The organism is Pseudomonas sp. Eqa60 (genome assembly GCF_018326405.1).
Taxonomy (GTDB): Bacteria; Pseudomonadota; Gammaproteobacteria; order Pseudomonadales; family Pseudomonadaceae; genus Aquipseudomonas; species Aquipseudomonas protegens.
On the sequence record NZ_AP024342.1, the window covers coordinates 1,187,908 to 1,201,136 of the forward strand.

Here is a 13,229-nt window from a genome sequence, read left to right on the forward strand (position 1 = left end):
ATTCAGGCACAAGAGGAAATGACGATGGACATGAATCTGCTGCACGACATCACCTTCTACACCATGTACGGCGCTGCCGCGATTGCCGCCTTCATCGCGGTGGAGCGGGGCATCTACTTCAGCTTCAGCCTGCGCCAGGCGAAGAAACTGGAGACCGTGCTCAACCCGAAGATGCACAGCGTCGACGATCTGCCCGCCCCGCTGCGCGAGCGCAACAGCCTTCCCCTGGAAATGGTCGCCGAGCTGTTTGCCCACAAGCAGGGGCTGGCCAGCCACAAGGACCTGGAAGACCTCAGCGAGTCGATCTACATCGCCACCCGCAGCAAGCTGATGCATGGCCTGTGGCTGCTGGAAACCGTGGTTACCGCTGCGCCCTTGCTGGGCCTCTTGGGCACCATCCTGGGGATCATCGACACCTTCAAGGCCCTGGCCGAGACCGGCGTCAGCGACCCGGGCGAAGTGTCCAAGGGTATCGGCACCGCGCTGTATGCCACGGCCCTGGGGATCGCCATTGCCCTGGGCAGCATGATCTTCCACAACCACTTCCAGGACCGGGTCGAGCGCATCACCGACCACCTGAAGATCCTGCTGCTGCGCGCCGGCATGGGCACCGCGCTGAAGGCCCCGCCAGCACCCCAGGTGGTCCACGGCAGCCTGCAACCTGCCTGATGACCTGACCTGTAGCCGCTGCCGCGGGCACGGGTTGCGATCGACGGCGAAGCCGGCGCTGTTCCCAGCGCTGTTCTCTGCCTGATCGGCCTGCGCCAGCGGCTTTTTTTTCGCTGATCTACCAAGGATTTCTTTCATGTCCCGTCTTCGTCCCATGCCCCGGATGCTGGGGGCACTGACCCTGGCCCTGGTCACCCTGGCCGGTTGCAGCTCGCTGTCTGAACCGCCGCAACCGGTGGCGGTGAACATCGTCGCCATCAACGATCTGCACGGCTACCTGCAAGCCAACCCCTTCAGCTACAAGGACCCCCAGGCCCCGGGCGGCGTGCGCAAGCTTGCGGCCGGCGGCATCGCCACCCTGGGCGGCATGCTTGCCCAACTGCGCCAGCAGGACCCGCAACTGCTGTTCATCGGCGCCGGCGACCTGGTGGGCGGCAGCCCGCCGCTGTCGGCCATGTGGGCCGACGAGCCGACCCTGGACGCCCTGCGCCAGATGGGCATGAAACTCAGCGCCATCGGCAATCACGAACTGGACAACGGCAAGGCCGAGTTCCTGCGCCAGCTCAATGGCGGCTGCCAGTCGTCGCGGCCGGACAAGGCCTGCCAGTTCCGCCCGAACTACCCCGGCAGCGGCTTCCCCTACCTGGCGGCCAACCTGCTGGACAGCGACACCGGCAAGCCGTTGCTGCCGGCCTACCGCATCGAAGAGGTGCGCGGGGTCAAGGTGGCCTTTGTCGGTGCGGTGCTGCGGGACGTGGCCTCGGTGGTCAGCGCCAAGGGCATGCGCGGTTTGCAGGTGGCCGACGAAGCCGAATCCATCAACAAGCTGATCCCTGAACTCAATGCCCAGGGTGTCAACGCCATCGTCGCCGTGGTGCACCAGGGCGGCTCGACCCCGGAGCCGTTCGACAAGCAGGACTGCTCGCAGCTCGGCGGCGATATCGTCGACGTGGCCAAGCGCCTGGACCCGGCGGTGGACGTGCTGATCAGCGCCCACTCGCACCAGGGCTACCTGTGCAAGGTCGGGCCGCTGCTGGTGACCCAGGGCAATTCCTACGGCCACCTGCTGACCCACCTGACCCTGCAAGTGACCCCGGGCCAGCACCGGGTGGCGAGCATCCAGGCCCTCAACCTGCTGGCTGATCCGGCCCGTTATCCACAGGACCCGGCCCTGGCGCAGTTGCAACAGGAGGTCGAGGCCCGTAGCAACCAGGTGCTGCTCAAGCCGGTGGGGGCGATTGCCGCCTCGCCGATTGCCCGGCGGGCCGACGCGGCCGGGGAAATGCCCATCGGTGACCTGATTGCCGACGCGCATCTGGCCGGCGGCCGGGCCAATGGCGCACAGATCGCCTTCATGAACACCGGCGGCATTCGCAGCGACCTGGCCCTGGAGCCCGGGCAGACCCGGGTCAACTACGGGCAACTGGCGACCTTGCAGCCGTTCAACAACAACCTGATCGCTTTCGACCTCACGGGCCGGCAGATCGAACAGGTGCTCAACCAGCAATGGAAGGGCGCGGACGATGCCAACATCCTGCAAGTGTCCCAGGGCTTCACCTATCGCTGGGACCCCAAGCGCCCGCCGGACAGCCGTGTCGTCCCCGGCAGCGTGCGCCTCAACGGCAAGCCGCTGCAGGCCGGCGCGAACTACCGGCTGGTGATGAACGGCTTCCTGGCCGATGGCGGCGACCGCTTCAGCCTGTTCAAGAGCGGCCTGAACCGCAGCGACCTGGGGGTCAGCGACCTGGAGGCGATGCTGCACTACCTCAAGGACATGGACCAGCAGGGCAAGCCCGTGGGCTCCAGCACCAGTGCCGGGCGCATCCAGCGATCCCTGTAACGAGCGCTGTAGCCGCTGCCGAGCCTGCGAGGCTGCGAAAAGGTCCGCAGGACCTTGCTTGACGGTCTCCCGTCAAACCTCCTGCGGCCTCACGAGCGCCTCGATCGCTTCGTCAGAGTGCGGCCCAGCTCGATTGCAGCCTGCGGCAGCGGCTACAGGGGATGCATCGGGCGGGGGGCGTTTTCGCCGCCCTGAAAATATTTTCAAAAAAATGCTGAGGTCTTTGCCTGCGACATACGTGTAGTGCTTGAAAGTGCGACTAATTCGCATTCACGGTGCTTTTACACACGAGTCTCCAGCATGAAGTCCAGGGCAAATTCGGCGGTAAACGGTTCGGTCAAACGGTGGTTCGGCGCTTCGGCGCTGGTGGTTTCGGGGTTGGCCCTGCTGCCCCTGAGCGTGGCATTGGCGGCCCAGGCCGGCAGCGAGCAGCACAGTGCGCTGTTCAATTTCGCCATCGCGGCCAAGCCGCTACCCCAGGCCCTGAGCGATTTCACCCGGGTCACCGGGATCAGCGTGGTCTACACCGACGAGGCGCCCTACAACCTCAAGGCCCCGGCCGTCACCGGCCAGCTCAGTGCCGAGCAGGCCTTGCAGCGTCTCTTGGGCAATTCCGGTTTCACCTATCGCCGCAGCGACGCCCATACCCTGGTTCTCGAACCCCTGCCTCAAGGTGCCGGGCTGAACCTGGGGACTTCCAGCATCACCACCCAGGGCGTCGACGAAAGCACCAGCTACCAGCCGCCGGCCACCACCTCGGTGGCCCGCTCCCAGGCGCTGAACCAGGAAATCCCGCAGATCATCAACGTGATCCCGGCCCAGGTACTGCGCGACCAGACCCCGCGCAACCTGGATGACGCCCTGAAGAACGTCAGTGGCATCACCCAGACCAACACCCTGGGCGGCACTCAGGACGCGGTGCTGCTGCGCGGCTTCGGCGACAACCGCAACGGCTCGATCATGCGCGACAGCATGCCGGTGGTGCAGGGCCGTGCCCTGAACGCCACGGCCGAGCGCGTGGAAGTGATCAAGGGCCCGTCGTCCCTGCTCTATGGCATCCAGGACCCGGGCGGGGTGATCAACATCGTCAGCAAGAAACCCGAGTTGCAGCAGTCCACGGCCCTGGCCGTGCGCGGCTCGACCTACGGCTCGGGCAAGAACGGCAGTGGTGGCAGCCTGGACACCACCGGGCCGCTGGGGGATTCCGGGCTGGCCTACCGGCTGGTCGTGGACCACGAAGACGAAGACTACTGGCGCAACTTCGGCACCCACCGCGAATCCCTGGTGGCGCCGTCCCTGGCCTGGTACGGCGAGCGCACCAAGGTGCTGCTGGCCTATGAGCATCGCGAATTCCTGACCCCGTTCGACCGCGGCACGGCCATCGACCCCAAGACCAACCACCCGCTGGACATCCCGGCCACCCGGCGCCTGGACGAGCCGTTCAACAACATGGAAGGGCGTTCGGACCTGTATCGTTTCGAGGTCGATCACGAGCTCAGCGACGACTGGAAGGCCCACTTCGGCTACAGCTGGAACCGTGAAACCTACGACGCCAGCCAGGTGCGCCTGACCGCGGTGAACGCCAACGGCACCCTGACCCGGACCATGGACGGCACCAAGAATGCCCTGACCACCGACCGCTATGCCACCGTCAGCCTGGAAGGCAAGGTGCAACTGGGCGGCATGCAGCACGACCTGGTGTTCGGCCTGGACGACGAGTACCGCAAGATCTACCGTGCCGACCTGATCCGCGGCAAGAACACCAGTTTCAACTACCTCAACCCGGTGTATGGCCAGCAAGTGGCGGGAACCAACGTCAGCGCCCCGGACAGCGACCAGACCGACCTGCTGCGCAGTGACTCGCTGTTCTTCCAGGATGCCATCCACCTCACCGACCAGTGGATCCTGGTGGGCGGCGGGCGTTTCCAGGAGTACGACCAGTACGCGGGCAAGGGCCGGCCGTTCCACGCCAATACCGACAGCAACGGGCAGAAGTTCGTGCCCCGCGCCGGCCTGGTGTACCGCTACACCGACCAGCTGTCGTTCTACGGCAGCTACACCGAGTCGTTCAAACCCAACTCCAGCATTGCCCAGCTGGCCGGCGGCAGCGTGGTGCTGGACGGCTCCATCGCACCGGAAGAAGCCAAGTCCTGGGAACTGGGGGCCAAGCTCGACATTCCAGGGCGCATCACCGCCAGTGCGGCGTTGTTCGACATCACCAAGCGCAACGTGCTGGTGACCACCGCCACGGCCTCCGAGACTGTCACCAGCGTGGCCGGTGAAGTGCATTCCCAGGGCCTGGAGCTGGACCTGACCGGGCAGCTCACCGACCAGTGGAGCCTGATCGGCAGCTACGCCTACACCGACGCCGAAGTGACCAAGGACACCCAGTACAAGGGCAAGCAACTGCAGAACGTGGCCAAGAACACCGGCTCGCTGTCGGCGGTCTACGACTTCGGCAGCCTGATCGGCGGCGACCGCCTGCGGGTCGGCGCCGGTGCCCGTTATGTCGGTGAGCGCGCCGGGGATGCGCCCAACAGCTTCGACCTGCCGGGCTACACCGTGGCCGATGCCTTCGCCACCTACGACACCAAGGTCGAAGGGCAGAAGGTCAAGTTTCAGCTCAACGTGAAGAACCTGTTCGACAAGACCTACTACACCTCCTCGGTGAGCAAGTACTTCGTGTCCCTGGGGGATGCTCGCCAAGTGTCGCTCTCCAGCACCCTGGAGTTCTGATGAAAGCCCTGGCCCTGAGTGTGCTCCTGGCGTTCTGTGGCGTGGCCCAGGCGGCTGCGCCGGCGGATGAGCGCCTGTACCACCGTGAACAGCAAGTGCAGCTGCCGGGCTCCGGCAGCAGTTGGGGCTTCATCGCCCTGGACCCGACCCGGCCCTACCTGTTCCTGGCCCGTCGGGAAAACGGCCTGAGCGTGTTCGATGTGGACAAGCAGCGCCCGGTGCGCACCCTCGAACAGTCCCGGGGCGCCAATGGTGTGGTGTTGGTACCGGAGCTGGACCGCCTGCTGGTGCTCAACACCGACGGCAGCCTGGGGGTTGTGGAGTTATCCACATTCAAGCCGCTCAAGCGCATCACCGCCGCCCATGAGCTGGCGGTGAAGAAGATCGACCCGTTGCTGCTCAAGGGCGATGGCAGTTTCTTTCTGCCGATGCGCGATGAGGGCATCGTCGCGCGGTTGTCCTCCAGCAGTTTCAAGGTCCTGGACCGCTGGCAGTATCCCGACTGCCCGCGGCCCAGTGCCCTGGCCCAGGATGAACAACGGGGGCGGTTGTTCGTCGCTTGCCGTGGTGAGCGACCAGTGCTGCTGGTGCTCGACCGCGACAACGGCGCGCTGAAGGCCAGCCTGCCGATCACCCGGGACGTCAACGCCCTGGCCTACGACCCGCAGGCCCAGCGCTTGCTGATCGCCAGCGGGGTGGACGCCAACCTCAGCGTCGTCGCCCAGCTCGATGCCGACCGCTACCAGCTCCTGGGTAGCGTCAGCACCCAGCCCATGGCCTACAACATGGCGTTCGACCCGCGTACCCGGCGGGTCTACCTGGCGGCAATGGACTTCACCCAACCGGCCGCGAGCCCGGCCGAACCCAAGCCGGACCCGCTGTTTCATGCCAATACCTTCAAGGTCCTCACCCTGGCACCCTAGTCGGCGTCAAGTGCCAGGGCCTGCGCTTGCGCTGCACAGTCAGGGCCGGCGGTCAGGCCCTGGGCCCGAACGGCCAGCAACTCTTGCCGGGCGACGGCGAAATCGGCCTGGAAGGTCGGGTCGGCGTGCAAGCGTGCCACGGTGGTCGCGCCTATTTCACGGCCTTCACGGATATCGCTGTACCAGTGCACGTTGCACACCATGCGGCTTTGCGAATAGGCCCGGCCGCGGGCCCAGAGCGCATTGCCGTGCTCGGGGGACAGTTCGCTCAGCAACAGCGCCCAGGCCCAGCCGATTGCGCTGTGGCCCGATGGGTAGGAACCATCTGCGGCCAGTTTCGCCTCGTCTTCCGGGGTGCAGCTGGGTTGCTGGTTGTAGACGAAGGGCCGGGTGCGCTGGTAGCGCTTCTTTGCGCTGTAGGTGGCCAGCCCGGCGTCGGCCAGGGTCCGCCGCAGGACTCTGTACAGCGTAGGTGTCAGCTGTTCGCTGATCGGGGCATTCAGGGCACAGGAGAATGTCTGCGCGGCGGCAGGGAACTTCAGGTTGGCATCGCTGACGGCCAACTCCCAGCGTTTGCTGCCCCGCAAGGCCTGGTTTTTCTCGGCCATGCTCTGGTCCAGAGCGAAGGCTGGGGTCCCCACCGCAGGAGGGGGCGGCAACAGCGACAGACTGTCGGGCAGATCCTGCTGTTTCAGATAACCGATCAAGTAACCCGGTCGGAACTCCGGGACACTTTGCGCTTGCAGGGGCTGTTTCGCCGCGACCGGGTTGAACAGGCTTAAAAACAACAGGCTGGCCAAACTTTTCGATAATAGACGTTGCATGGAGATAGTCCTCTAGGCATTTGATCCGTTACATCGGTTCTGGTGGTCTGCTTACTTGATATTCCAGGTGTAGTTGAACATCAGTCGCGTATCATCAGTGTCGCGAATGAAGTTCTTGGCGTAGTTGGAGCGATAGAGCGCACTGCGCAGGCGTACACTTAAGTTCTTCAGCGGGCCTTGTTGCACGACATAACGCAATTCATTATCCAGCTCCCATGACTTGCCAATTCTTTGGCTGCCGGTTATCTCGGCATGGCTGCCGGATATATAGCGGCTATTGATAGTCAGGCCCGGCCAGCCCAGGTTGGCAAAGTCATAGCCATAACGAAGTGCCCAGGAGCGCTCCTTGGCATTGGCGAAGTCACCCAGTACGGACAAGTTGATCAAGTTGGCATCGGTACCCAGGATGTTGGCATAACCGGTATCCCCCAACATTCGCTGATAAGTCAGGCCAAGGCTGTGGCCTTTATAGGCATAGCCGAGCAACCCCTGCAGGGCGCGGTTGTCGATCTTGCCGCCTTTGGCATTGCCATAGTCGTTCATCAGGCTCAAGCGCAGATCGCTGCTGAACGTCCCCGCTCCCCAGGGGCTCTTGTTGACCAGGGTGAAGACCTGCTGGCGGTAGATATCCTGCAGCTGGGCGACATGCACGCGAGCCAGCCATTGCTTGTGGAACCGATAGTCGAGGCCCGCCATGTCGAAGTGTTCCGCGGTGGCCCCCAGCTTCTCGAAGCGCCGGTTCAAGGGGCTCAGGGTCAGCGGTGTGTACTGCGTGGCGTTGCGCTGCAGGACCCGGCTCAGACGCCCGGCGGTAAACTCCAGGTCTTCGATTTCATTGGAGGTCAGCAGCCCGCCTTCGAACATCTGCGCAAACAGGCGGCCGTCATTGGGTCTCAGTGTCGGCAGTACCGGCGGTACCAGGGTTCCGAACTTGAACAGGGTCTTGCTGGTCTTGAGCTTGCCGGCCAGGGCCAGTTTCGAATAGTCATCCTCTGCCCGGCCATTGCGTGCCACCTTCAACAGCCCGGTGCCGGTCCGGCCAGGAGCGGAATCCAGCTTGATCCCGAGCATGCCGATGGCGTCGGCACCGACGCCGAGGCGGCCTTCGGTGAACCCCGAATCCAGGCGCAAGAGGAAACCTTGCGCCCATTCTTCACGGGTAGGGGCAGTGCCTTCGCGGTAGTCCCGATTGAAGTAGTAGTTGCGCAGTTCCAGGCGTGCGCTGCTGTCCTCGAGCAGTTCGGCTTTTACCGGAATGGCCAGTATCGAGGCACACAGCAGGGGCGAGTGTCTGACCCATTGCCGTGGCAAACTTTGTGAAAGCATTTCATCGTCCTCTGTTTTTGTTGTTTTGGAGTAAGGCGATTAACGGCTTAGTTGTTGCTGGTTTGTTCAACGACCAATGGTCGAAGGTTGGATTGCCTCAGGGGTGTGGTGAAAGTTGTGTGTCAATTGTTGTGGGCAAGAGTCTGCCGGGTATTTCAGGTAATTGGCTCCTGTGAGGGGGGTGGATATTTATGGAATGCCTGGCACTCAGGGTTCGAAGACTAAGTTGAAACTGGGCTTAAACAATAACCATCAGCTCCATGAATGAAGTGGTAAATAAAATATTAAAATAATTACCTGATTATGTTCTTGAGTGTCATATAAGAACTTGCCGGGCGTGATCTTTCTGAGAGAGATATGTAGGGGGGTTTTTAATTGGCTTGTAAGAATTGTCTTATTTAAGTAAGGAACTTTAACCGTTCACTGACTCAGGCGTGTCAGCCTGGGCTTTGGCATAAGAAGGAGCATGCAGAGGCGGGTTTTGGGTAACCCTGGCCTCAGCGCAGGAACGCCAGGCGGTAGTCTCCCGGCGTGCCCCCCAGGGCGTGCCGGAAGCGATTGCTGAAGTGGCTGGCACTGGCAAAACCACAGGCCAGTGCAATCTCGCCCAGGGGCTGGGCGGTGGTGCGCAGCAGGTGCCGGGCCCGGCTCAGGCGTCGGGCTAGCAGGTATTGGTGGGGCGGCAGGCCGAAGCTTGCACGGAACATGCGGGCGAAGTGGTATTCGGAGAGGGCGCACAACCCCGCCAGCTGGCCCAGGCTCAGGGGCGCGTCCAACTGGCTGTCGATGTAGTCCACCAGCAGCCGTCGCTGGTGTGCGGCCAGCCCGCCCTTGAGCCGGGCCCCCTGGCGCTGGCCCACTTGATTGAGCAGGGCATGGCTGAGCATCTCGTGGGCCAGGCTGCTGGTCAGCAGGCGCTCGCCGGGTTCGTCCCAGTTCAGGCGGACCAACTGCGCAAAGCGCTGGGTCTGCTCGGGGTCGTCGAGAAAGGTGCTTTCGCGCAGTTGCAGTTCCCGGGGCTCGCGATCCAGCAGGGTGACGCAGCCCAGGGCGAACTGCTCCGGGCTGAAGTACAGATGGGCCAGGCGAATATCACCGTTGATCACCCAGGCCGACTGGTGCTCGGCGGGCAGGATGCACAACTTGCCCGGGCCGCCCTTGCTGCCCGGCTGGTCGCGGCGGAAGGTCCCGGTGCCGCCGGCCAGGTAGCAGGACAGGGTGTGATGGCTGGGGGCCTCGTACTCCTGGGCGTCGTGATGGTTGCTCCACAAGGCTGCGGACAAGCCGTCACCGAGCTCGGCGCTGTGCTCCAGGCGAGCATTGGGCGAGCGGTTCAGGGCTTGGAAGACTTGCAGGGTATCCAGTGCGTGCATGGTGGGGCGTCAACATGGGTGCGGCTGCCGGTGTTCTGCATGCTACTCCGTAGCCCGTGTGCTGCCAGCCCCGGGCGGATAAAAAGCGCAAGTTTGTGCAAGCGCGCAAGGCCGGCGGGGCGTGACACTGCACTCCTGACAAAGGAGTCGCGCCATGAACCTATCGCTGTACCTGTTGACCGTGCTGATCTGGGGCACCACCTGGATCGCCCTGAAACTGCAACTGGGGGTGGTGGCGATTCCGGTGTCCATCGTCTATCGCTTCGCCCTGGCGGCCCTGGTGCTGTTCGTCCTGTTGCTGCTCAGCCGCAAGCTGCAGCCGATGAACCGTCGTGGTCACCTGATCTGCCTGGCCCAGGGCCTGTGCCTGTTCTGCATCAACTTCATGTGCTTTTTGCACGCCAGCCAGTGGATTCCCAGTGGCCTGGTAGCGGTGGTGTTTTCCACCGCGACCCTGTGGAACGCCCTCAATGCGCGAGTGTTCTTCGGCCAGAAGATCGCTCGCAACGTGCTGCTGGGCGGCGGCCTGGGGCTGCTGGGGCTGGGGCTGCTGTTCTGGCCGGAGCTGGTGGGCCACAGTGCCAGCCCGCAAACCCTGCTGGGCCTGGGCTTGGCCCTGCTGGGCACCTTGTGCTTCTCGGCGGGCAACATGCTGTCCAGCCTGCAGCAAAAAGCCGGGCTCAAGCCGTTGACCACCAATGCCTGGGGCATGGCCTACGGCGCGACGATGCTGGCGGTGTATTGCCTGTTCCAGGGCATCGCCTTCAATGTGGAATGGAGCACCCGCTACATCGGCTCACTGCTGTACCTGGTGATTCCGGGCTCGGTCATCGGCTTTACCGCCTACCTGACCCTGGTGGGGCGCATGGGCCCGGAGCGCGCGGCTTACTGCACCGTGCTGTTCCCGGTAGTGGCGTTGAACGTCTCGGCCTTTGTCGAAGGCTACCAATGGACCGCCCCGGCGCTGGCCGGGCTGGTGCTGGTGATGCTGGGCAACGTCCTGGTGTTCCGTAAACCCAAGGCTGTGCCTGCCTCTGTAGCCGCTGCCGAGCTTGCGAGGCTGCGAACGGCGGCGCAGCCGTCGCAAAACCGGGCGACCTGATTCTGCCGGGCTATCGCTGAAGGTCCTGCGGACCTTTTCGCAGCCTCGCAGGCTTGGCAGCGGCTACAGGGGGGATAGGCCGTGGGTGGTCAGCCCTTCCACACCTGCGGGTTGACCAGGTCCTGCGGCCGCTCACCCAGCAGGGCACTGCGCAGGTTGCTCATGGCGCGCGCGGCCATGGCGTCGCGGGTTTCATGGGTGGCCGAGCCAATGTGCGGCAAGGTCACTGCGTTCTTCAGCTGGAACAGCGGCGACTCCGCCAGCGGTTCCTTCTCGTACACATCCAGGCCGGCGCCACGGATCTGGCCCTTCTGCAAGGCTTCGATCAGCGCCGGTTCATCCACCACCGGCCCGCGGGAAATGTTCACCAGGATTGCACTGGGCTTCATCAGCGCCAGTTCGCGGTGGCTGATCAGGTGCTTGGTCTTTTCGCTCAACGGCACCACCAGGCAGACGAAATCCGCCTCCGCCAGCAGTTGCTCCAGGCTGCGAAACTGCGCCCCCAGCTCCTGCTCCAGGGCCGCCTTGCGGCTGTTGCCGCTGTAGAGGATCGGCATGCCGAAGCCCAGGCGCCCACGGCGGGCGATGGCCGCGCCAATGTTGCCCATGCCGACGATGCCCAGGGTCTTGCCGTGCACGTCGCAGCCGAACAGCGCCGGGCCGACGCTGGCCTGCCATTGCCCGGCCTTGGTCCAGGCGTCCAGCTCGGCCACTCGGCGGGCGCTGCTCATGAGCAGGGCGAAGGCCAGGTCGGCGGTGCTTTCGGTGAGCACGTCCGGGGTGTTGGTGAGCATCAGCCCGCGTTCGTTGAAGTAGGCCAGGTCATAGTTGTCGTAGCCCACCGAGATGCTCGATACCACTTCCAGGCGCGCGGCGTTTTCCAACTGCGCACGGCCCAGCTTGCGGCCGACACCGATCAGGCCGTGGGCCTGGGGCAGGGCTTCATTGAATTGCGCGGCGACGTCCCCGTGCTTGGGGTTGGGCACTATGACCTCGAAATCCTGTTGCAGGCGTTCGGTCATCTCGGGGGTGATGCGGCTGAAGGCAAGTACAGTCTTTTTCATCGCGCGAAGGCTCGTCAGGCGGGGAGAATGCCAAGCAAGCTAACATTTTTGCCGCCGCCACCAAAGCACCCCGCCACGAGCCTGCATGTGTAGGAGCTGGCTTGCCAGCGAAGGCGGCATCCAGGTTTGCACAGGACGTGCGGGCTTCTTCGCCGGCAAGCCGGCTCCTACAGGTGGGACGGTGGTCTGGGCGGGGCGCCCCGCGGTCAGGTGGCCAGGCGTGCGCCGGTCAGGCTGCCGCTCAGTTCATAGGCCGCCAGTTCCGTCTGGTGCGCGGTGAGGATCTCCGGCAGAGAGCCGCGCAGGTATTCGACCCAGGTCTTGATCTTGGCGTCCAGGTACTGGCGCGACGGGTAGATGGCGTACAGGTTCAGCTCCTGGGAGCGGTACTTGGGCATCACCCGTACCAGGGTGCCGGTGCGCAAACCCTCTATAGCCGCGTATACCGGCAACACCCCGACCCCCATGCCGCTGATGATCGCAGTCTTCATGGCATCGGCGGAGTTCACCAGGAACGGCGAGCTGTTGATGGTGACCATTTCCTGGCCTTCCGGGCCGTCGAAGGTCCACTTCTCCAGGGGAATCACCGGGCTCACCAGGCGCAGGCAGGCATGGTTCAGCAGATCGCTGGGCTTTTGCGGGCAGCCGTTGGCTTTCACATAGGCCGGCGAGGCGCAGACGATGCTGTAGGTCATCCCCAGGCGCTGGGAGACGAACCCCGAATCCGGCAGCTCTCGGGCCAGGACGATGGACACGTCGTAGCCCTCGTCCAGGAGGTCCGGGACACGGTTGGCCATGGTCAGGTCGAAGGTCACGTCCGGGTGGGTCTTGCGGTAGCGGGCGATGGCGTCGATCACGAAGTGCTGGCCGATGCCGGTCATGGTGTGCACTTTCAACTGCCCGGCGGGGCGGGCGTGGGCGTCGCTGGCCTCGGCCTCGGCTTCTTCGACATAGGCCAGGATCTGCTCGCAGCGCAGCAGGTAGCGCTTGCCGGCCTCGGTCAGGGCGATGCGGCGAGTCGTGCGGTTGAGCAGGCGGGTTTGCAGGTGCGCCTCTAGATTGGAGACGGCGCGCGAGACGTTGGCGGTGGTGGTGTCCAGCTGCACCGCGGCGGCCGTGAAACTACCGGCTTCGGCAACACAACTGAAGGCGCGCATGTTTTGCAAGGTGTCCATGGGGTGCTCTCAAGGGAGATTGCAAATTGTGACACGAAGTTTCTGTTTTTACAGGCGTACAGGGATACGACCAAGGGATTATCGCGTTTACGGTAACAAAGATTCACAGGAATCCCAGCTTATCGCCGCAACGACCGCCCCCTAGAATTGCGCCGATCCCTAGGAGCCGGCAGGCCGGCGATCCGCGCAACGCGGTG

Annotated in this window: 10 protein-coding genes; 5 read left to right on the forward strand and 5 right to left on the reverse strand. The window is 63.9% G+C overall.

Annotated features, from left to right (window positions below):
- Positions 1-24 precede the first annotated feature (24 nt).
- The 4 genes from KI242_RS05270 (at position 25) to KI242_RS05285 (ending at position 6,168) form a co-directional block, all read left to right on the forward strand.
- Positions 25-669: a MotA/TolQ/ExbB proton channel family protein gene (locus KI242_RS05270; RefSeq protein WP_011059347.1), complete on the forward strand. Its 645-nt coding sequence runs from the start codon at positions 25-27 to the stop codon at positions 667-669.
- A gap of 136 nt (positions 670-805) precedes the next feature.
- Positions 806-2,509 (forward strand): bifunctional metallophosphatase/5'-nucleotidase, encoded by a 1,704-nt coding sequence (locus KI242_RS05275; protein WP_011059348.1) that lies wholly within the window; start codon positions 806-808, stop codon positions 2,507-2,509.
- 300 nt (positions 2,510-2,809) lie between these two features.
- A complete protein-coding gene (locus tag KI242_RS05280) occupies positions 2,810-5,245 on the forward strand; it encodes a TonB-dependent receptor (protein ID WP_212805970.1) in 2,436 nt (811 codons plus the stop codon).
- Positions 5,245-6,168, forward strand: coding sequence for a hypothetical protein (locus KI242_RS05285; protein WP_212805971.1), 924 nt, complete (start codon positions 5,245-5,247; stop codon positions 6,166-6,168). The genes KI242_RS05280 and KI242_RS05285 overlap by 1 nt, the downstream gene beginning before the upstream one ends.
- Here KI242_RS05285 and KI242_RS05290 read toward each other — a convergent pair.
- The 3 genes from KI242_RS05290 to KI242_RS05300 form a co-directional block, all read right to left on the reverse strand.
- Positions 6,165-6,992, reverse strand: coding sequence for a phosphatase PAP2 family protein (locus KI242_RS05290; RefSeq protein WP_011059351.1), 828 nt, complete (start codon positions 6,990-6,992; stop codon positions 6,165-6,167). The two genes, KI242_RS05285 and KI242_RS05290, sit on opposite strands and share 4 nt — an antisense overlap.
- Positions 6,993-7,043: 51 nt before the next feature.
- A complete protein-coding gene (locus KI242_RS05295) occupies positions 7,044-8,318 on the reverse strand; it encodes an OprD family porin (protein ID WP_212805972.1) in 1,275 nt (424 codons plus the stop codon).
- 497 nt (positions 8,319-8,815) lie between these two features.
- On the reverse strand, positions 8,816-9,691 hold the full coding sequence (locus KI242_RS05300) for an AraC family transcriptional regulator (protein WP_011059353.1): 876 nt from the start codon (positions 9,689-9,691) through the stop codon (positions 8,816-8,818).
- 154 nt (positions 9,692-9,845) lie between these two features.
- Between KI242_RS05300 and KI242_RS05305 the strand changes: the two genes are divergently transcribed.
- A complete protein-coding gene (locus KI242_RS05305) occupies positions 9,846-10,793 on the forward strand; it encodes a DMT family transporter (protein ID WP_077933374.1) in 948 nt (315 codons plus the stop codon).
- 89 nt (positions 10,794-10,882) lie between these two features.
- Here KI242_RS05305 and KI242_RS05310 read toward each other — a convergent pair whose 3' ends face one another.
- Positions 10,883-11,857, reverse strand: a complete 975-nt coding sequence (locus KI242_RS05310) for a D-glycerate dehydrogenase (RefSeq protein WP_015634222.1) — start codon at positions 11,855-11,857, stop codon at positions 10,883-10,885.
- Between the two features lie 206 nt (positions 11,858-12,063).
- Positions 12,064-13,032 carry a LysR family transcriptional regulator gene (locus KI242_RS05315; RefSeq protein ID WP_011059356.1) on the reverse strand — a complete coding sequence of 323 codons (969 nt, stop codon included), beginning with the start codon at positions 13,030-13,032 and terminating at the stop codon, positions 12,064-12,066.
- Positions 13,033-13,229: the final 197 nt, after the last annotated feature.

What these genes read in the sequence shown, in the direction of transcription:
- KI242_RS05270 (WP_011059347.1), top strand. Translation starts at nt 25, where the DNA reads ATGGACATGAATCTGCTGCACGACATCACCTTCTACACCATGTACGGC.
- KI242_RS05305 (WP_077933374.1), top strand. Translation starts at nt 9,846, where the DNA reads ATGAACCTATCGCTGTACCTGTTGACCGTGCTGATCTGGGGCACCACC.
- KI242_RS05275 (WP_011059348.1), top strand. Translation starts at nt 806, where the DNA reads ATGTCCCGTCTTCGTCCCATGCCCCGGATGCTGGGGGCACTGACCCTG.
- KI242_RS05285 (WP_212805971.1), top strand. Translation starts at nt 5,245, where the DNA reads ATGAAAGCCCTGGCCCTGAGTGTGCTCCTGGCGTTCTGTGGCGTGGCC.
- KI242_RS05315 (WP_011059356.1), bottom strand. Translation starts at nt 13,032, where the DNA reads ATGGACACCTTGCAAAACATGCGCGCCTTCAGTTGTGTTGCCGAAGCC.
- KI242_RS05295 (WP_212805972.1), bottom strand. Translation starts at nt 8,318, where the DNA reads ATGCTTTCACAAAGTTTGCCACGGCAATGGGTCAGACACTCGCCCCTG.
- KI242_RS05280 (WP_212805970.1), top strand. Translation starts at nt 2,810, where the DNA reads ATGAAGTCCAGGGCAAATTCGGCGGTAAACGGTTCGGTCAAACGGTGG.
- KI242_RS05300 (WP_011059353.1), bottom strand. Translation starts at nt 9,691, where the DNA reads ATGCACGCACTGGATACCCTGCAAGTCTTCCAAGCCCTGAACCGCTCG.
- KI242_RS05310 (WP_015634222.1), bottom strand. Translation starts at nt 11,857, where the DNA reads ATGAAAAAGACTGTACTTGCCTTCAGCCGCATCACCCCCGAGATGACC.
- KI242_RS05290 (WP_011059351.1), bottom strand. Translation starts at nt 6,992, where the DNA reads ATGCAACGTCTATTATCGAAAAGTTTGGCCAGCCTGTTGTTTTTAAGC.